This window comes from Pantoea anthophila (assembly GCF_006494375.1).
Lineage (GTDB): Bacteria > Pseudomonadota > Gammaproteobacteria > Enterobacterales > Enterobacteriaceae > Pantoea > Pantoea anthophila.
The window spans coordinates 1-17,923 of the sequence record NZ_VHIZ01000042.1; the positions used below are offsets into that span (position 1 = coordinate 1).

23 protein-coding genes are annotated in these 17,923 nt (G+C 54.4%); 7 read left to right on the plus strand and 16 right to left on the minus strand.

Annotated elements, in window-relative coordinates:
* From FJW00_RS10800 to FJW00_RS10840, 8 genes are all read right to left on the minus strand, one after another.
* Positions 1 to 809, minus strand: an 809-nt coding sequence (locus FJW00_RS10800; RefSeq protein ID WP_140924036.1) for an RNA-directed DNA polymerase, incomplete at its 3' end; no start/stop codon positions are given.
* Between the two features lie 530 nt (positions 810 to 1,339).
* A complete protein-coding gene (locus FJW00_RS10810; RefSeq protein ID WP_140924040.1) occupies positions 1,340 to 2,152 on the minus strand; it encodes a phage polarity suppression protein in 813 nt (270 codons plus the stop codon).
* Positions 2,153 to 2,169: 17 nt separating this feature from the next.
* Complete coding sequence (locus tag FJW00_RS10815; protein WP_094121039.1) at positions 2,170 to 2,445, minus strand: ogr/Delta-like zinc finger family protein; 276 nt, start codon at positions 2,443 to 2,445, stop codon at positions 2,170 to 2,172.
* A gap of 366 nt (positions 2,446 to 2,811) precedes the next feature.
* Positions 2,812 to 5,484: a TOPRIM and DUF927 domain-containing protein gene (locus tag FJW00_RS10820; protein ID WP_140924042.1), complete on the minus strand. Its 2,673-nt coding sequence runs from the start codon at positions 5,482 to 5,484 to the stop codon at positions 2,812 to 2,814.
* 9 nt (positions 5,485 to 5,493) lie between these two features.
* Positions 5,494 to 5,871, minus strand: coding sequence for a DUF5375 family protein (locus FJW00_RS10825; RefSeq protein WP_140924045.1), 378 nt, complete (start codon positions 5,869 to 5,871; stop codon positions 5,494 to 5,496).
* Positions 5,868 to 6,149 carry a hypothetical protein gene (locus tag FJW00_RS10830; RefSeq protein WP_140924047.1) on the minus strand — a complete coding sequence of 94 codons (282 nt, stop codon included), beginning with the start codon at positions 6,147 to 6,149 and terminating at the stop codon, positions 5,868 to 5,870. Before FJW00_RS10830 ends, FJW00_RS10825 begins: the two co-directional genes overlap by 4 nt.
* Positions 6,150 to 6,177: 28 nt before the next feature.
* On the minus strand, positions 6,178 to 6,534 hold the full coding sequence (locus FJW00_RS10835; protein WP_140924049.1) for a hypothetical protein: 357 nt from the start codon (positions 6,532 to 6,534) through the stop codon (positions 6,178 to 6,180).
* On the minus strand, positions 6,527 to 6,706 hold the full coding sequence (locus FJW00_RS10840; RefSeq protein ID WP_115764400.1) for a host cell division inhibitor Icd-like protein: 180 nt from the start codon (positions 6,704 to 6,706) through the stop codon (positions 6,527 to 6,529). The genes FJW00_RS10835 and FJW00_RS10840 overlap by 8 nt, the downstream gene beginning before the upstream one ends.
* A 135-nt stretch (positions 6,707 to 6,841) precedes the next feature.
* On the opposite strand from FJW00_RS10840, the gene FJW00_RS10845 reads away from it, so the two are divergent.
* Positions 6,842 to 7,030, plus strand: a complete 189-nt coding sequence (locus tag FJW00_RS10845) for a toxin-antitoxin system HicB family antitoxin (protein WP_140924051.1) — start codon at positions 6,842 to 6,844, stop codon at positions 7,028 to 7,030.
* Positions 7,031 to 7,060: 30 nt separating this feature from the next.
* Here the strand turns inward: FJW00_RS10845 and FJW00_RS10850 are convergent, their stop codons facing one another.
* The 4 genes from FJW00_RS10850 to FJW00_RS10865 form a co-directional block, all read right to left on the minus strand.
* Complete coding sequence (locus FJW00_RS10850; protein WP_096072318.1) at positions 7,061 to 7,267, minus strand: helix-turn-helix transcriptional regulator; 207 nt, start codon at positions 7,265 to 7,267, stop codon at positions 7,061 to 7,063.
* Between the two features lie 372 nt (positions 7,268 to 7,639).
* Positions 7,640 to 8,353 (minus strand): hypothetical protein, encoded by a 714-nt coding sequence (locus FJW00_RS10855; protein ID WP_140924053.1) that lies wholly within the window; start codon positions 8,351 to 8,353, stop codon positions 7,640 to 7,642.
* Positions 8,353 to 9,573 (minus strand): tyrosine-type recombinase/integrase, encoded by a 1,221-nt coding sequence (locus FJW00_RS10860; protein ID WP_140924055.1) that lies wholly within the window; start codon positions 9,571 to 9,573, stop codon positions 8,353 to 8,355. Before FJW00_RS10860 ends, FJW00_RS10855 begins: the two co-directional genes overlap by 1 nt.
* A 168-nt stretch (positions 9,574 to 9,741) precedes the next feature.
* Positions 9,742 to 10,605: a YicC/YloC family endoribonuclease gene (locus FJW00_RS10865; protein WP_140924057.1), complete on the minus strand. Its 864-nt coding sequence runs from the start codon at positions 10,603 to 10,605 to the stop codon at positions 9,742 to 9,744.
* 157 nt (positions 10,606 to 10,762) lie between these two features.
* Between FJW00_RS10865 and FJW00_RS10870 the strand changes: the two genes are divergently transcribed.
* Positions 10,763 to 11,188, plus strand: coding sequence for a DUF3574 domain-containing protein (locus tag FJW00_RS10870; RefSeq protein WP_140029957.1), 426 nt, complete (start codon positions 10,763 to 10,765; stop codon positions 11,186 to 11,188).
* Positions 11,189 to 11,223: 35 nt separating this feature from the next.
* On the opposite strand, the gene FJW00_RS10875 is transcribed toward FJW00_RS10870, so the two are convergent.
* Positions 11,224 to 12,408 carry a NupC/NupG family nucleoside CNT transporter gene (locus tag FJW00_RS10875; RefSeq protein ID WP_140924059.1) on the minus strand — a complete coding sequence of 395 codons (1,185 nt, stop codon included), beginning with the start codon at positions 12,406 to 12,408 and terminating at the stop codon, positions 11,224 to 11,226.
* A gap of 150 nt (positions 12,409 to 12,558) precedes the next feature.
* On the opposite strand from FJW00_RS10875, the gene rph reads away from it, so the two are divergent.
* Together rph and pyrE are read left to right on the plus strand one after the other, a co-directional pair.
* Entirely contained in the window at positions 12,559 to 13,275 is a 717-nt protein-coding gene (gene rph, locus FJW00_RS10880) for a ribonuclease PH (protein ID WP_009088115.1), read from the plus strand.
* 49 nt (positions 13,276 to 13,324) lie between these two features.
* A complete protein-coding gene (gene pyrE / locus FJW00_RS10885) occupies positions 13,325 to 13,966 on the plus strand; it encodes an orotate phosphoribosyltransferase (RefSeq protein WP_009088114.1) in 642 nt (213 codons plus the stop codon).
* 28 nt (positions 13,967 to 13,994) lie between these two features.
* Here pyrE and slmA read toward each other — a convergent pair whose 3' ends face one another.
* From slmA to coaBC, 3 genes are all read right to left on the minus strand, one after another.
* Positions 13,995 to 14,591 (minus strand): nucleoid occlusion factor SlmA, encoded by a 597-nt coding sequence (gene slmA, locus FJW00_RS10890; protein WP_140924061.1) that lies wholly within the window; start codon positions 14,589 to 14,591, stop codon positions 13,995 to 13,997.
* 118 nt (positions 14,592 to 14,709) lie between these two features.
* Complete coding sequence (dut, locus tag FJW00_RS10895) at positions 14,710 to 15,168, minus strand: dUTP diphosphatase (RefSeq protein ID WP_140924063.1); 459 nt, start codon at positions 15,166 to 15,168, stop codon at positions 14,710 to 14,712.
* On the minus strand, positions 15,146 to 16,366 hold the full coding sequence (coaBC, locus tag FJW00_RS10900; protein ID WP_033736105.1) for a bifunctional phosphopantothenoylcysteine decarboxylase/phosphopantothenate--cysteine ligase CoaBC: 1,221 nt from the start codon (positions 16,364 to 16,366) through the stop codon (positions 15,146 to 15,148). The genes dut and coaBC overlap by 23 nt, the downstream gene beginning before the upstream one ends.
* Before the next feature lie 180 nt (positions 16,367 to 16,546).
* On the opposite strand from coaBC, the gene radC reads away from it, so the two are divergent.
* From radC to rpmG, 3 genes are all read left to right on the plus strand, one after another.
* The gene (gene radC / locus FJW00_RS10905; protein WP_140924065.1) at positions 16,547 to 17,203 is read left to right on the plus strand and encodes a RadC family protein; all 657 of its coding nucleotides are present in this window, start codon (positions 16,547 to 16,549) and stop codon (positions 17,201 to 17,203) included.
* Positions 17,204 to 17,443: 240 nt separating this feature from the next.
* Positions 17,444 to 17,680, plus strand: a complete 237-nt coding sequence (gene rpmB, locus FJW00_RS10910) for a 50S ribosomal protein L28 (RefSeq protein WP_006121249.1) — start codon at positions 17,444 to 17,446, stop codon at positions 17,678 to 17,680.
* 20 nt (positions 17,681 to 17,700) lie between these two features.
* The gene (gene rpmG / locus FJW00_RS10915) at positions 17,701 to 17,868 is read left to right on the plus strand and encodes a 50S ribosomal protein L33 (protein WP_001051798.1); all 168 of its coding nucleotides are present in this window, start codon (positions 17,701 to 17,703) and stop codon (positions 17,866 to 17,868) included.
* Positions 17,869 to 17,923 lie beyond the last annotated feature (55 nt).

Below are 17,923 nucleotides of genomic sequence, written 5' to 3' on the forward strand. Positions count from 1 at the left end.
TTATAGATTTTGAACTCGTAGCCTAGAAAGTCCATTTTAAAAGGCTGCTCTGATTGTAATTGAATTTTTTCCGAGCAGTCTCTAGCGCGCGAAACATTGAGAAATGCTAATTTATCTTTATCATGCAATTTAAGATTTTTTGGTAATTTTTCAAAAAAATAGTCCATGATAATTTGCTTGGTTATTTTATCGCCATGATGCAAAATTAAAATGTCATCAACAAATCGTGAATAGAAGAAAACGTCTTTTCTTTTGAGGAAATAAGAATCTATATCCTGTAAGCAAAGCTCAGCAAGTGTGGCGCTTAAGCTTACTCCCCTTGGTAATCCTTGTATGTTTTTGCTGCTCAAGGATTCTTTGTATTTATAAAGAAGATTGAGGTTATATCTTGATATTCTGCCTTCTGATGTTATTTTCTCGAGAAGAAAATTAAAATCTATGCTTTCGTAGAAGCTTCTTATATCAAGGCGAGTTATATTGTAAGGGCTTCCATCTTTCAAATGCGTTATGAGGTTCTTTATAATTTCGTGCCTGTTGACCTTTCTGATTCTGTAGCCTTTTTTTATGTTTCTAACCAGCAGTTTTGATATAAGCTTATCTTCGATGTTGCTATATTTAACCCCTTTCTTTCCGGCTATGCTTATCTCTTTTATTCCATTGTCTAGGAAAAGCTTTGCTGCTGCCTTTGATTGAGCGCTTAATGATGCGGCGATCCTGTTGGAGTAATCAATTAAAGTCTTATCTTCCATTAGGTCAGTGTATGTGATGCAGTCATAGAGGTTGCTATGCGTATAGGAAAGTTGCTCCATATATTTTCCTTTTTATTTCTGGAATTAACTATTTATCTTGTTAAGTCACATTTTGACCGATATCGAGGTTTGATTGCTTTATAACTCAACAAGTCCGTAATGGTGACCGTTACACTACGAAAACCGATTTTAATGCAGATGTATGCTCATTCTAAAACTAAAACAAATCAAACATTTATATTAATACTAAAGGAAACCACGTTCTTATAGCTTCAAGCCTACCTATATACATCACCCTACAGAAAATCTTTATAGTTGTGAACAAACTTCGCGTCGAAAACGTAGGGCTTAGTAATTTTGCAATTCTGCCCATCTGCGCGCTCTCGTAGCCCCGCCACGCCTGCCCGCTTAATGCAGCGGTTTTCATGCACCTGCATGATTAGCTCTGAGCCGCGCCGCTGCTGGCCTTGCCTGCCGTTCCGGGGGGCCGGAGACTCATGCATTTTCATGCAGCATAGACATGCACTCACGCAGTAGACGTAAAAAAGCCCGGCACGGACCGGGCTTCGGTGAGTTCCTGAGTCTTCGGCTCAGAAAAGTTTACGCTTGCGGCGGTCGGTTCTGGCTCCCCGGAAAGGATGCGCACCGCTGACGCTCAGCACGTCATCACGGAACATCAGCGGCTGATTTACGCTCGTCCATCGCTTAATCAGGTTCTGGACATATGCGCCGTAAAGCGTGTCGGCATCGTTCGCGCCTTCGATAACGCCCGGTGCATGCGTTGAGCCATTCCGTTCAAACTGGCTGTACTTCATTCTGAGCAGGCTGCTCAGCTCTGCGCCATGAATGATAAAGAAGTCATCAATAAGCGTATCAATGCGCTCATCCGTGATGCCCTCATGACAGAATACGTAAGCGTTAGCCTTGCGCCCCGTCACGTCGGCCAGCACCGGCAGTTGCTTTTCCTTTTCGGCAATCAGCCCGGCAAGGTCTGATGCCGTTTCCTGCTGCTCCAGATACTCCGCGCGCAGCATTTTCATCTCCGGCGTGACGTTGCCGCCATTCTGTCCCAGCAGTTCACGGAAGCGTGCCCGGTTGTCCCGGCTTGCCTGCTCCATTTCGGCCTTACGCTGGCGCAGCTCGCTGAGGTTCTCAGCGGCGGCGTTCTCGGCCCGTCTTGCCTCCAGCCAGGCCAGCATCTTCGTATTGAGGTCTTCGATACGCAACCGCCATTCAGAGGACAGCCCCTTCACCAGCTCGGTGGTGTGACTGATAACGTCGGCCTCGGGTAACCGCAGGAGCCATCCTGCTTCCTTGAGTGGCCGCTGCGCTCTGGCCTGCGCCGTGCCGATACGGTTGCCGGCGGCCTGAATCTGTTCATCGGTCATCTGCTGCTGTGTCATGCTGTTTTTCCTCTCTGTCAGGGCTGTGCGTGGCGGTCTTTGCGGGCGCTGGCTGAACCATAGCGGCCCAGCGTCTGCGGCTGGCGAACCGGTACGTCATTCTGCGGTTCCGGCTCTGCGGTCTTGGGCCTGTGCGGCTTCATGATGATTTTCTCGACGCTCTCCAGCGCAGTGAACGTGCAGGAGCAGTCGAGGTTCTGGCACTGATACCAGGTGCGCTTTACGGACGGGGCTTCGTAGGCGCTGGTGCGGGTATGGGCTACCTGACCGCATTCGGGACATTTCAGGGCCATTTCGTTTTCCTGTGTGGTCGTTTTTAGTAAGTCAATTGTGCCGGGGCTGGCACAGGTGAACCATGTGCGGGCCGTGTACTGTGCCTGACACAACGCCTGCCAGAAAAGGGCGGCTGGCTGACTTACCTTCTATAAGCGGTGTAACACGGGTAACAGGTGTTACAACCATGAATTAAAAGAACATTTTCTTATTCTTCCGGTGTAACACGACGGGTAACACGGTGTAACAGCGCTGACGGATGCGTTACACCTGTTACACCTCACCAGTTAGAGAGGTGTAACAGGCGCAGGCCTTACTTAATGCGGCTGTTACACCCGTTACACCTGTTACCCTTTAAAAATAAGACTCACGCAAAGCCTTTATCGTCAGCCCGGCACCTCGCTGTTGAAGACGTAGAGCCTGCGCACGTTCATCTCTGGCGGGCGGATGCTGGTCTGAAGCTTGCCGTCGACGGAGGCCATGAGATAGCCACGGTCGGCGCAGAGGCGCGCCACCTTGCGCGGGTCAAATCCCCTGCAGATTTCCTTCCACCCGGACGGCATGACGTAGAACGTCGTGGCCGCCTCGGTGCCCTGCGCGGTATTGCCTTTTTCCACCCTGCGCCAGCCCACCATGTTGCCGGGGCGGTTGCGCTCGTCGTGCCAGTCGGCAAAGCGGCTGTACTGGTTGGCCGTGAAGAAGCTGCGCACCTGCTCAAGCGCGGCAATGTCTTCCTGGTTGGCGGTATGGCCGCGGTCTTTCAGCCAGGCGTTCAGGCATACGCGGGTTGCGCGCAGCGCCTCACCTGCCTGCCAGCCGGTAATACCCAGCCGGGTCGCCAGCTCACCGGCCATTGCCACCAGGGCAAAGCGGTTGACCGCGCGGCCCACCTGATTGCCCGCGTCAGGCGGGGTCAGGGCGGCGGTGTACTCCTTCAGCAGCGTTTTGGCCTGCGCCGTCAGCCCGTTCAGGTCGGCGGTCAGCGCCTTCAGCCACTCGCGGAACGGCGCGCCGTAGTAGCTGGCCGTGGCCCACTCCAGATGTTCGGCCAGCGCCTTGCCGCTCTCAAAGCCGTGCAGCTCCTCAAAAACGCCGAACTTCCCGGAGTCGCTGGGTATCTGGATCATCCTGACCTCCATTCCGGCAAAGGTGCGCTCACCGGCCTTCGCGGCGTGCTCGGTCAGCGACAGTTCGCCGGTGGAGAAGAACAGTAGCCGCCACTGCTTGCGTGTACGAAGCTCGCCGTCCGTACCGGCACGGCCCTTGCCCTGACCGTTTGCCAGCATGTAGGCGATGTTGCCCGCCTCACGCCCGTCTACCTCGCGGATTTCGTCGAGCATCATGGCCGCGTCGTTGCGGCGGCTGGCGCAGCCCTCCAGCGCGTTGCCGGTAGCGCGCCACGTCTGCCAGTAGTCCGGCCCGCCGCACACGGAGGTGGCCGCCTTCATGGTGGTGGTCTTGCCGTCAGTGGATTCCCCCTTGAGGTGGTAGCCGCCGCCGTCCATGCCAACCAGCCGCAGCAGCGGGGCGGCAAAGGCGAGGCTGACCGCAAACGCCACGCGGGAATTTCCGGTGCAGAAGCGCGACACGTGCTCGCGCCACTCCTCCACGGTGCCGGACACGCGGAAGTCGCGGCCCTGCACGGAGGTGGTCTGGAGAATGACGCCGTCTGCGCCGTCGCCGCTCACCTCGTCCTGAAGGACGTAAACCTGACCGTGCCAGCCGGTGCGGCTCACGCAGGTCACGCGGCGCTCCGGCTTGCACAGCGAGATGTACTCCATCAGGCGCGCGCGGGCCTCGCCGGTGGTGCTGATGTACGACAGGCCGTTGACCAGCAGCACCCGGCGCAGCTCCTCGCCGCTGCCGCTCAGCATCTCCATCGGCATGGCCCACCGGCGGCGCTCGCCCCAGGTGTCCTCCCACTCCAGCAGGCGGCCAAAGTTGCCGCCGTCGGCATCGCATGTGATGGCTGTGACGCGCAGCGGATTGCAGATTTTCACGTTCTGTATTTCGGTTTCGCCACTGCGCTGCACCTGCTTCTCGTACCAGAGATATTCCTGCGTCAGCCGGAACCCGTGCGGCAGCTGCGTGCGGCCCTCACCGCACAGCACCAGACCGTTACGGAAGGCTTCGCGGGCGCGGGTCACGCCGTGATCCCGGTGAAAGTCGTTCCAGTCGGCTTTGATTTCGCCCGGCGGCAGGCTCACCCAGCCACTGACGGCTTTTGCTGCCTTCTCCGCAAACGCCTTGCCGGGGTTCTCACCCGCATCCTGAAAATCGTTGTCACCGGCGATGATGATTTTCACCTCCGGCCAGCGCGCCCGTAGCGCCTGCGCCACGTTCGGCAGGTTGCCCGCCGAAATCGCGGCCACCACGCACCCGGCGGTCAGCTGGCTTACCGTGAGCGCCGTGGCGTAGCCCTCGGTGATGACCACCTGCACGGGCGGCTCAGACGGCAGCGGGTTGATCGCCACAAATGCGCCCTTCATGGTGCTGCCGGGTAGCAGGCTTTTCTCCGCCGTGGGGGCAATCAGCTGTGCGCCGGTCACCGCGCCATCTGCCGTGGTCAGCGACAGCAGCAGGGAACCTGCCGGAAAGGCCGTGCCGCCGATGCGCTGTGCGCTGCCGGTCAGGCAGGCCGGATAACCGGCAAAGCCTTTGCCTGCGAGGTAGGCACTTTCACCGCTGTGGCTGGCCTTCACCAGCGCACCGACGGTAGCGGCCATGTCGCGCTTCGGGGCTTTTTCTCTGGCGGGCTTAACCGGCAGGGCCTGCACGTCACGCACGTCCAGCACCTCTGCCACCGCCTGCGAAGCCTGCTTTACCCCTTTGCCCGTGACCAGCTTCACCAGGTCAAGGCCGTCACCGTGGCCGCAGTGGCTGCAAATCCACGTACCCCGGCCCTCAAGGTCATCCATGCGGAAACGGTCTTTACCTTCACACTTAGGGCAGGGGCCGTGCCTGCCGCCGTCGGGCACGTTCACGCCCAGCATCTGAAGAATGACCGGCCAGCGGCCGCGCGCCGCCGCTGTGATGTCTGATACGGAATGTACTGTCATAACGCCTCCTTAATGCCGGTACAGCGACGCGCCGGTGTCGCAGAACGATTCAAACGCCGCCGGAAGCGTGGCGTAAAGCCCTTCCATCACCTCACACCCGCGCGCCGTCAGAGCGGGCGGCGCGGTCAGGAGCGTCGGCTCCACCATGTCGGTAAGCAGGGCCAGCGCCGCCGCAGCGCCGTGCGCTTCGCCATACTCGTTAACCATCGCGCTCTCAATATGCAGGGCGATGGCCATCTCAATGCGCTCCACCGTCATGCGGTGCGGGCCGCGCATTTCGCTGCCGGTGTCGGCCAGATGCCTGGCCCGCCATGCGGAAGCGATGGCGCGGCGGTACAGTGCCGTTGTCAGCTCGGGCGGGAACACGGATACCTGTGGCTTTTTCATGCACGGTCCTCCTCAATCAGTGCGCAGCAGCGCGTGACGTCGGTCAGATCGGCGCGCAGGTAGTCCATCAGTGCGGCCAGGCCGGGCACGCTGTGCGCGCTGAATGAACCCGGACAGGAGTACTCGGAAAAAAGGAGCTGGAGCAGGTCGCAGGCTTCCTTTGCGCGGGTCAGCTTCTCAAAAGCGTCTTCCGGCAGGCCGTAGGTAAAGGCGGCAAAAGTATCGTTTTCAGGCAAGGGGATGCCCTGAGCACCGTTGTGCCCGATTGAAACTGTCATGATTTACTCCGTTAAAGCTGGCTGTGTGTCAGAGGAATTTTGAGTAGTGGCCGTCGTCAGGCTCCGCAGGCTGCTGTGCAGCCCGCTCCCGCCAGCGCTCATACTTCACCGTGGGATGCAGATTAAACGGGCTGAACCCGCCGTTGTCTCCGGTCGTGACGGTGAGACGATGTGGTGCACCGGCAAGCCGGGTATAGTTTTCCTCAAACCACGCCAGAGGGGAGGAGGTCACCTGACCGTCGCTGTCGTAGCGATACAGCACCTCGTGACTGAACTCAGGGTTAACGGATGCGACTGACGCAGGTGCATCGGTAAAGCGCAGTACCGTCACCGTCCAGCCCTGCGAATGCTGCCAGCGTTCGCCGCGCTGTGGATATTCACGCATGACGGCCTCCGTGGACGGGTAGGCGGCCCGCAAAGAGCAGAATGTAATCAGCCGCCATTCGGCTGCGGGCGCTGCGCTCGTCAATGGCAGTAATACGCAGCATGACGGGGCGGCAGGACAATTGAGAGCGGTTGATTGCCGCGAAGATCCAGGTAGACTTTGATGCAGCCATAGGGGTACTCCCAAGTTCATTTATGGTCAGGCTTTGCGAGGTATTGCGAGTACCTTGCAGAGCCGCTTGTTTTCAAATGCTTTGTTATATAAGGTACGTACCTTACCGTTCTTATTAAAGTTAAAGGTACGTACAATGTCAAGAATTAAAGATCGCACTCCTAAAACCGGTGGCAAATCGCCCACCTTCCAGATCCGCATCAATCCAGAGCTAAGAGAGCAACTCGATCTTGAAGCTGCCAAAGACCAAACCACACTCGGCAACTGGTTCAAGGAGGTTGCAAGAGAAGAACTTAGGCGTCGTGGCATTGAACCTAAAGGATGATTTTTGCGGTGACTCGTCGCCGCATATTGATCAATGTGCACGCTGCTGCCCTATCCATTCTTTTACCTCCTCAGCGCGCCAGGCAGTAATACGAGCGGAAATTTTTACTGGCTTCGGAAATGATCCAGATGCAACCCGTCGCCATAGCGTTGCTGACGAAAACGGCAGGCAATGCATCAACTGTTTTTGTCTGATAAATCCGGTTTCAGGGATGATTCCGTAAGGTGTGTGCTTCAAATTAGGATCTCCTATCTCAATGAGTACAAGTGGTGTGGGATGAGATTAATGGAGACACATTGATGAATTCCACTGAAAGTGGAATTCCATAAAGAAGATAAAAATTCCATCAAAAAAAATGAATTCCATCGATTCATTACTGTTGGAGAGGGAAGGTGAGGGCTTTTAAACTTATGATTTATAAGTGACTTATTTTAATGAGATTTGTATTGCACTTCATTGCACCTCATTGCCCTTTATAAACACTTAGGTTCGACACTATTGGCCAATATTGGCAACTAAAGGGCAATCGAAGGTAATGCCTGGGCATTGTTTGGCACATTTCGATACCGGAAGAGATATCAATGCATCCTAAGAGCAGGCAACAAAACGTCACTCCTCATCATAAAGTGAGTTAAGAGATGCTCTGAGCTTGTCGTAAAAAGAAGATTTACCCATCCCTTTTTGGCTTATGCCATTAGATTTCGCATAATCGCTCAACAATCTGTGCAAAGGTTCGATGCTTGGGGAACCAGCATTGTTAATCCACTTTGTCGATCCACTGGCTGATTTTTCCATAGCGAGATTGATCGCGAGCAACCCTATAATTTTATGAAGAGATGCATTCTCCTCGTTTTTCTTGTGGGCACCACGCTTGTCCTGAACATTTTCTTTAGCGATTAAAACTGCCTTTTCGCCGCCACACTGAAAAATGAGTGATTCACCATACTTTTTATATGTTTGACTCAAAGCTTGAGCGCATCTTTCAATCAAAAAATCGGGAGTTACATCTTTTTCAAGAAGAATGAAGCAAGATGAGAAAAGGATGTTTGCCTCTACGGGGCTATTGGTCGCGATTGCTTTAGGATAAAGTATATCCAGTTCATTTTGCTTTCCTTGTGATTTAAGGATAGCGTGTAAATTCCTGTTAACTCTAATTAGATATACACAATAATCACTGATAATACTGTTTTTATCTTTCGGTAACTCATCGTTTCTAAGGTTAGGATCAACATTGGCTAATGCCCTGGCCAATTCCTTTATTTCAATTTGGGGGTAGTGGGTTAGCCTTTCAATGGAGCTACCTTTTGAGAAACTAAAATCCATTATAACTTCGCCTCTATTTCTGCTAGAAAGTCAGCCAGTTTATCAAGCGCTAATTTTCTTTCATGAAAGTAATTATGTCTATTATAGATACCTTCAACACCTTTAATGCGATGATTAAGGCAACGCTCTGCCACCACTGGGTCGATACCTAAAAAGGCCAGGTGGGTTCTGGCAGTTCGTCTGAAGTCGTGGATAGTAAAGCCTTCAACTCCTTCCATATGCGGTTTAAGCTTTGCCAGCGCAACTGGAAGTGTACTTTCGGCAATATGAGGTATCATCCTGTTCTGCATTTTCCTGGCTGGCAGAACCCATTCACTGCCTAAAGAAAGTTGCTTTAACTCATTCAGCCAAGCTAAAGATAGTTTAGGAAGAGGGATATCCAGGTTGTCGCCGTTTTTAGTGTTTTTTAAATACCAGATACCTTCCTCAAGATCAAAGTCTTCCCATTTAGCTGAGCACAGTTCCATTTTCCTGCAGCAAAGAAGTAAAAGTAGCTTAAAAGTTATTTCATTCTGTCGGCTAAATCCTTTAGCTATTTTCATCGCGCGAAAAAGTAACGTAATTTCCTCTTCTGAAAGAAAACGATCTCTGGTTTTTTCCTGCCCACCTGCGTCATTGTTATCAAAGGCTGCCGCTGGGTTAACACTCAGATAGTGACGTTTTATACCATAGTTGAATATGCGCTTTATCCAACGTAATACATCATTAGCGATAGTTGGCGCGCCGCGTTGAACAATGCTTTGCAACATTTTATCAATATCACCAGGCTTAACGTCTTCAACCTTTATGTTGCCTATGTGAGGATAGATATCTTTTTCAATGCGCCTGCGAAGAATATCGGGGTGTTTCCAGCGTCCAACAATTTGTTTCTCGTAGTACTCAATCGCAAGGTCAGAAACACGACGAGCATTCTTCTCTTTCTCGATTTTGGCAAGCGTAGAGGCTTTACGCTCCTGCTTCTCTCCGGCGACGTCATAGCCTAAAGCTACTCTTGCCGATAGCTCTCTGGCCCGTTCGCGCGCTTTTGCTAAGGATAGATCCCCGTACGAACCGATCCACATCGCACGGGCTTTGCCTCCGTAGCTGTAGCGAAAGCGCCATTTGGGTATTGAGAACTCTTTGCGGTAGCAAAGGTACAATCCGTTTCCGTCAGAGCGTCCTTCAAACCGTTCCTGAGACTTGAGCCAGGCTTTTATCTGTATGTCTGTTAGCTTTCCCATTCTGCCTGCTTGTACCAAACCGATAACGGTAAAAAGATAATTGGTACACCAGATGGTACAGTAAAAGCGCGAGGTTTTGCGAGAAGTGATGATTCTTAATGAGACAATAAAACCCGTAAGTAACGGGTTTTATTGTTGTTATGACGTCATGTGAAAGTAAGTGAGAAATTACTCGATATTCTGAATCTGCTCGCGCATCTGCTCGATCAGCACTTTCAGCTCAATGGCTGAAGCGGTGATATCGGCGTTAATCGATTTTGACGCCAGCGTGTTTGATTCGCGATTAAACTCCTGCATCATGAAATCGAGACGACGGCCCACGGCCTCTTTCTTTTTCAGGATGTTGTAAGTCTCTTTAACGTGCGCATCCAGACGATCCAGCTCTTCAGCGACGTCAACACGCTGCGCCATCATCACCAGCTCCTGCTCAAGGCGATTATTTTCCAGCTGGACTTCCGCATCTTCCAGCTTAGCGATGAGGCGCTCGCGCTGCCATTTGATCACTTCAGGCATCTGTGCGCGAACCTTACTGACTTCCTGTGAAACGCCTTCCAGACGCTGTTCAATCATCGCTTTCAGCGCGGTGCCTTCGCTTTCGCGAGCCGCAACGAAGTTATCCAGCGCATTGTCCAGCGCCTGCAATAACTGCGTGTTGATGGCATCCAGATCCTGCTCCTGGGCAGACATCACGCCAGGCCAGCGCAGAATATCCAGCGGATTAATCGCACCTTCATCGCTCTGCATTTTGACCCAGTTAGCGGCCTGAACCAGCTGTTTTGCCAGCGTTTCGTTCAGCATCAGCTCGCCCTGTGCGCTGGGATCGGCGTCATAACGCAGGTTGCACTCGATTTTCCCGCGCGTCAGACGCTGGCGAATGCGCTCGCGGATAACCGGCTCCAGCCCGCGAAACTGTTCCGGCAGGCGGATGTAGGTTTCCAGATAACGCTGGTTCACGGAACGCAGCTCCCAGGCGGCGCTGCCCCATTCGCCTTTGGCTTCGCTGCGGGCATAAGCGGTCATACTGCGGATCATAAGTGGCACTCTTTTACGGAAAGATGGGTGAAGTATAGCGAGGCGAGCCACGGCATAACAGGCATAAGCGTCTCACAGGGCAATAACGAACGCTTTACGCCTTCAGTGACAGCCACTTATGATGACCACTGACCCCCTGTGTGAGGATTACTGATCGATGTCTCGCGTGATTGCTCTTCCCGTTATGCTGGCGCTGCTGCTGTCAGGTTGCCAGACTCGCCATCCGGCACCCACTAAACCGCAACCAATCTGCGCGGGTGGCGACATGATGATGCAGACCACCTTGTGGTTTGGACTGAGCAAGCCCGATGGCGGTACGGTCAGCTCACTCGACTGGATGAACTTCGTGGACAATGAGGTCACGCCACGCTTTAAAGCGGGCCTGTCGGTTTATGACGCTAAAGGTCAGTGGCTAGGGGAAAACGGGAAGCTGGCAAGAGAGAACAGTAAAGCGCTGCTGCTGATCCACGGCATCGATCCCGCCATCAACCATGATATTGAGGCGCTACGCAGCCTCTATAAAAAACGCTTTCATCAGGAGTCGGTCATGCGGGTGGATGCGCCCGTCTGTGTCGGGTTCTAGGGCGAAGGGGCGGCAGAGCCACCGCCCCTGTATCATCAGATAAACAGACCGGCAAAGGACGCAGAAAGCAGGCTGACCAGCGTAGAGCCGTAAACCAGCTTCCAGCCAAAGCGGGACACCACATTACCCTGCGTCTCGTTCAGGCCTTTTATCGCCCCCGCCACGATGCCGATTGAGGCGAAGTTGGCGAAGGAGACCAGAAAGACCGACAGAATCCCCAGTCCGCGTGCGCTCATACCTGCCGCTACCTTCTGCAGCTCGATCATCGCCACAAACTCATTTGCCACCAGCTTGGTCGCCATAATAGTGGCCGCCTGCAGGGCATCGGCTTTGGGAATGCCAATCAGCCAGGCCAGCGGATAGAACAGATAGCCGAGCAGCTGCTGGAAGCTGTACCCGAACAGCGCCGCGAACAGCGCGTTAACGGCAGCAATCAGGGCGATAAAGCCAATCAGCATAGCCAGGATGATCATGGCCACTTTGAAACCCGCCAGGATGTACTCGCCGAGCATCTCAAAGAAGCTCTGATCTTCATGCAGTTTTTCCAGGGCGATAGGCTGCTCATCCTGCTGTTTCATCGGGTTGATGATCGACAGGATGATAAAGGTGCTGAACATGTTAAGCAGCAGTGCGGCAACCACATACTTTGCTTCGATCATCGACATGTAGGCGCCGACAATCGACAGCGACACGGTAGACATCGCGGTCGCCGCCATGGTGTACATCCGGCGCGGCGGGATATCACCGAGGATCCCTTTGTAGGCGATAAAGTTTTCCGACTGACCGAGAATCAGCGTGCTGACGGCATTGAACGATTCCAGCTTGCCCATACCGTTAATTTTCGACAGCAGCGTCCCGAAAATACGGATCAGCAGCGGCAGGATACGCCAGTGCTGCAATATGCCGATCAGCGCGGAAATAAAGACAATCGGGCAGAGCACGCCGAGGAAAATAAAGGCCAGCCCCTGTTTACTCATGCCGCCAAACACGAACTCCGTGCCCTGTGCAGCGAAGCCCAGCAATGTCTCAAAGAAGCCGGCGAACGAACTGACCAGCGCCAGCCCTCCGGCAGAGTGAAGGAAGAACCAACCCAGCGCGGCTTCCACCACAATCAGTTGAATAATAAAGCGCAGGCGAATCTGTTTACGATCATGACTGACCAGCAGCGCAAGGGCGAAAATCACCACCAGCGCCAGCAGGAAATGAAGAATGGCGGCCATATGTCTTTTTAATCAGAGTGAAAGGAACGCGCATTTAGCCACAGCTGGCGCGGAATTTCATCTGGAGCCTGCGCCCGACCAGCGCAAGAGACAGCGGGCATGGAAGTCCGTATAATGCGCAGCCAATCATTAGCAAGCCGGAGATAACCCATGCGTCCAGCAGGCCGTCGCGCACAGCAGGTGCGTCCAGTCACATTGACCCGCAATTACACCAAACACGCAGAGGGTTCCGTTCTGGTGGAGTTCGGCGAAACGAAAGTGCTTTGCACTGCCTCCGTAGACGAAGGGGTTCCGCGTTTCCTTAAAGGGCAGGGCCAGGGCTGGATAACAGCTGAATATGGCATGCTGCCGCGTTCGACCCACAGCCGCATGGCGCGTGAGGCCGCAAAAGGCAAGCAGGGTGGCCGCACGCTGGAAATTCAGCGTCTGATTGCCCGCTCACTGCGCGCCGCCGTCGATCTGAAAGCGCTGGGAGAATTCACGATTACACTCGACTGTGACGTGATCCAGGCCGATGGCGGCACCCGCACCGCGTCCATCACCGGCGCCTGTGTGGCGCTGGCCGACGCGCTGAACAAACTGGTCGCCAGCGGCAAGCTGAAAGCCAATCCGATGAAAGGCATGGTCGCCGCTATTTCCGTAGGGATCGTGGCGGGCGAAGCGCTGTGCGATCTGGAGTATGTGGAAGATTCAGCCGCAGAAACCGACATGAACGTCGTGATGATGGAAGATGGCCGCATGATTGAGGTTCAGGGCACCGCCGAAGGCGAGCCGTTCAGCCATGAAGAACTGCTGGCACTACTGGCGCTGGCACGCGGCGGAATTGAGGAGTTAATTCAGGCGCAGAAAGCGGCACTGAACAGTTGATGTAACAGGCGACCACAGAGTCGCCTTTTCTTTATTTGAGGAGTGAGAAATGAAAGCCTGGCAGCGTCAGTTTATTGAATTCGCCCTGAACAAACAGGTGCTGAAGTTCGGTGAGTTCACTTTAAAGTCCGGACGTAAAAGTCCCTATTTCTTTAACGCCGGTCTGTTTAACAGCGGACGGGATTTAGCGCTGCTGGGACGCTTCTACGCGCAGGCGCTGGTGGATGGCGCTGTCGATTTCGATCTGCTCTTTGGCCCGGCCTACAAAGGTATTCCGATTGCGACCACCACCGCGGTGGCGCTGGCCGATCATCATGACCGCGACGTGCCTTACTGCTTCAACCGCAAAGAAGCCAAAGATCACGGCGAAGGCGGCCTGCTGGTGGGCAGCCCGCTGCAGGGCAAAGTGATGCTGGTTGATGACGTGATCACCGCAGGTACGGCGATTCGTGAGTCGATGGATATCATTGGCGCGCACAACGCTACGCTGGCGGGCGTGCTGGTTTCGCTTGATCGTCAGGAGCGTGGCCGCGGTGACATGTCAGCCATTCAGGAAGTGGAACGTGATTATGGCTGTAAGGTGACGGCGATTATTACGCTGGCAGACCTGATTACGTGGCTGGAAGAGAAGCCGGAGATGGCCGATCACCTGGCTCAGGTGCGTGCCTATCAGCAGGCGTACGGGATTTAACACGGGCGGGCGTGATGCCCGCCTTTGCTCAGACCAACTGGGCCGCGATAAGTGGCCAGCGGCTATCGAAGTCTGCGGTAGGACTGAAGCGAAACTCCGAGCGGACATAGCGCGACAGTAAGCCTTCACAGAAGGCCAGCAGCTGACTCGCCAGCAGTGCTTCATCAGCCTGAAAGGCTTCACCCTCACGCATTTTACGCTCACGCATGACCTGTCGCAGCTGCACTTCAATCCGCTCAAACAGCTGGTTGATGCGTTCCTGCAGCCGGTCCTGCTCAAACATCAGCGCATGACCGGTCAGAATGCGCGTCAGTCCCGGATTACGCTCACCAAAACCCAGAATCAATTGCACGATCAGACGCAGTCGCGTCATGGTCTCTTTTTCATCTTTGAGGATCAGATTGATGCGGGTAATGAGACTGTCTTCGATAAACTCGATCAGACTGTCGAACATCCGTGTTTTGCTGGGAAAGTGACGATAGAGCGCCGCTTCGGATACGCCTACGTTGGCTGCCAGTTTGGCTGTGGTAATACGCTGACTGCCATCACCGGACTGCAGCATCTGCGCCAGCGCCTGCAAAATCTCTTCACGACGATTTCGCTTCACGACTTTTTTTTCTGCCATGACCTTAAAAACCCCTGAAATTCACCTGAAACAGGCAACACCTACGCATCTGCCACAAGAACGCGTCTCATGGCGATGAGGAAAAATAACGGGCGTAAGTGAAAGTCGGTAATACGGGTTACTGGCGGCCTGAGTGGCCGAAGCCGCCTTCGCCGCGCAGGCTGGCGTCAAACTCTTCTACCAGATTAAATTCCGCCTGCACTACCGGAACGAAGACCAGTTGCGCCATGCGGTCGCCAGGCTGCAGTGGGAAGCTTTCCTGACCGCGGTTCCAGACGGAAACCATCAGCTGTCCCTGATAGTCGGAGTCAATCAGACCGACCAGGTTGCCCAGCACGATGCCATGCTTATGGCCAAGGCCGGAGCGCGGCAGGATGACCGCAGCCAGATCGGGATCGGCAATATGAATCGCCAGACCGGTCGGAACCAGCGTCGTGGTGCCCGGTGCGATGTCGAGAACATCATCAATACAGGCGCGTAAATCTAACCCAGCGGAACCTGACGTGGCGTAGGTCGGCAGCGGAAATTCTTTGCCGACGCGCGCATCGAGGATTTTAACGTCTATTTTTTTCATCATAACGGCTGACAATCTCGTCTATTAATTGTTGGCCAAGGAGAGACTTATCGCTGAGCGGTAAGCGCTTTTCTCCATCCTGCCAAAAAAGGTGAAGAGCATTGGTGTCGCTATTAAACCCCTGTCCGGTTTGAGCGACGTTGTTAGCGCAGATCAGATCCAGATTCTTGCGCACCCGTTTTTGCCGGGCGTATTCTTCCACATTCTGTGTTTCAGCAGCAAATCCAACGACGAATGGCCGGTTTTCCTGAAGTGCGGCGACGCCGGCAACAATGTCGGGATTCTTTATCAGGTTCAGCGTGACGGTATCATCGCCGCCCTGTTTCTTGATTTTATCGGCCGCAATATCGGCTGCCCGGTAGTCTGCCACGGCTGCGCTTGCAATGAAAATATGTTGTTTATCTATCTCACCCATCACGGCAGCCTGCATCTCCAGCGCGCTGGTGACATCAATGCGCCGCACGCCGGCAGGGGCAGACAACGTGACCGGGCCGCTGACTAGCGTGACCGTTGCGCCGCGTCGGGCGGCGGCGGCGGCAATCGCAAACCCCATTTTTCCGGAGCTGTGGTTGGTGATGTAGCGCACCGGGTCCAGCGCCTCACGGGTCGGACCGGCGGTAATCATAATGTTGAGATGTTGCAGATCGTTGACGGGGGTGGCCCACGTGACCGCATGGTCAACAATCGCCAGCGGATCGAGCATCCGGCCGGGGCCGACATCGCCGCAGGCCTGGCTGCCGCTGTCCGGTCCCCAGATCAGCACGCCACGCGCCTGTAACTGCTCCAGGTTGTGCTGCGTCACCGCCGCGCGATACATCTGCTGGTTCATGGCGGGCACCACGGCCACGGGCGAGGCGGTCGCTAACACGGCGGTGGTCACCAGATCGTTTGCCATACCGGCGGTAATACGGGCTATCAGATCAGCCGTCGCCGGTGCCAGTACAATCAGGTCGGCCCACTTTGCCAGCTCAATATGACCCATCGCGGCTTCCGCCGCCGGGTCGAGCAGATCGTCAAACACCGGATAGCCGGAGACGGCCTGTAAGCTGAGCGGCGTAATAAACGCCTTCGCGCCCTGCGTCATCATGACGCGGACATCGGCACCGCGATCGCGCAGGCGGCGCACCAGCTCCGGAGTTTTATAAGCAGCAATGCCGCCGCTTACGCCAAGAAGAATTTTTTTGCCGGCTAATCCCATCATGATGTTGGCCTCACTAAGCTCTCTGCCGCACGGGGCGGCGAATGCACGGACTTTATCACAAAAGTGCGGATGCGCCTTTTCACGGACTGCGTTTGCGAACCGCCTCGAAGATTGTGGCTGCGCTGATGGCACCCCGGGCATGGCTGGGTCATGCTGAGGTTGATCTCAGGGAGAGCAGACATGAAAAACAGTGGACCACGGGAAAAACTGCAGAAGCTGGGCGCGCATGCCCTCAGCGATACCGAACTGCTGGCCATTTTTCTCCGCACCGGCTCGCCCGGGCAGAACGTCATTGAGCTGGCCGGACAGATGCTGCAGGAGTTTGGCTCACTTTATCAGCTGATGACATCGGGCAAGGCGGCTTTCAGTAACATAAAAGGCGTTGGTGATGCCAAACTGGCCCAGCTGCACGCGATTGCCGAACTGGCGAAGCGTTTCTTCGCCAGCAAGCTGGCGCGCGAAAGCGTCATGGAAAATCCCCAGATCACCCGCCAGTATCTGCAAAGTTTATTAGCCCATCAGGAGCGCGAGATCTTTATGGCGCTCTTTCTGGATAATCAGCACCGGGTGCTGCGGGCACAAAAAATGTTCTCGGGGTCGATTAACAGTGTGGAAGTGCACCCACGCGAGATCGTCCGGGAGGCGCTGAAGCTCAACGCCGCCGCGCTGATTCTGGCGCATAATCATCCGTCGGGCATGGTAGAACCGAGCCGGGCTGACCGCCAGGTAACCCATAAAGTCAGCGAAGCCTGCCAGCTTCTCGACATCCGCCTGCTCGATCATCTGGTGATAGGTCATGGCGAATATGTCTCCTTTGCTGAGCGGGGATGGCTCTGATAGCGGGAAAATTCGCGCCAGGTGGCGGCTTTTTGCCCGATCATTCGGGATCTTTATCTGTTCGGGACTTGAGCACTTGGGCTGAGCGGCGTATACTACGCCACCTTTGAGAATCTCGGGTTTGGCGGTTAGGCCAGCTTAGCGGGTTCCATGGAACTCGCCTGGCGGGCTGCAAGCCTGACGAGGCGGCCAAAACCTAATTTTTAAAGCTCGAGCTGATTTGATTTTTGGAGAATAGACATGTCACGAGTCTGCCAGGTAACTGGAAAGCGTCCGGTGACCGGTAACAACCGTTCCCACGCAATGAACGCGACGAAACGCCGTTTCCTTCCGAACCTGCACTCACACCGTTTTTGGGTTGAGAGCGAGAAGCGCTTCGTTACTCTGCGTGTATCTGTAAAAGGTATGCGTATTATTGATAAAAAGGGCATTGATACGGTGTTAGCCGACATGCGTGCCCGTGGTGAGAAGTACTAAGAGTACTAAGGAACTGAATCATGGCTAAAGGTATTCGTGAGAAGATCAAGCTGGTTTCCTCTGCTGGTACAGGTCACTTCTATACCACCACGAAGAACAAACGTACTAAACCAGAGAAGCTGGAACTGAAAAAGTTCGATCCGGTTGTACGTCAGCATGTGATCTACAAAGAAGCTAAAATTAAGTAATTTTAGTGTTCTGCTAAAAACCCGGCTCCGGCCGGGTTTTTTGTTTGTGTAAAAC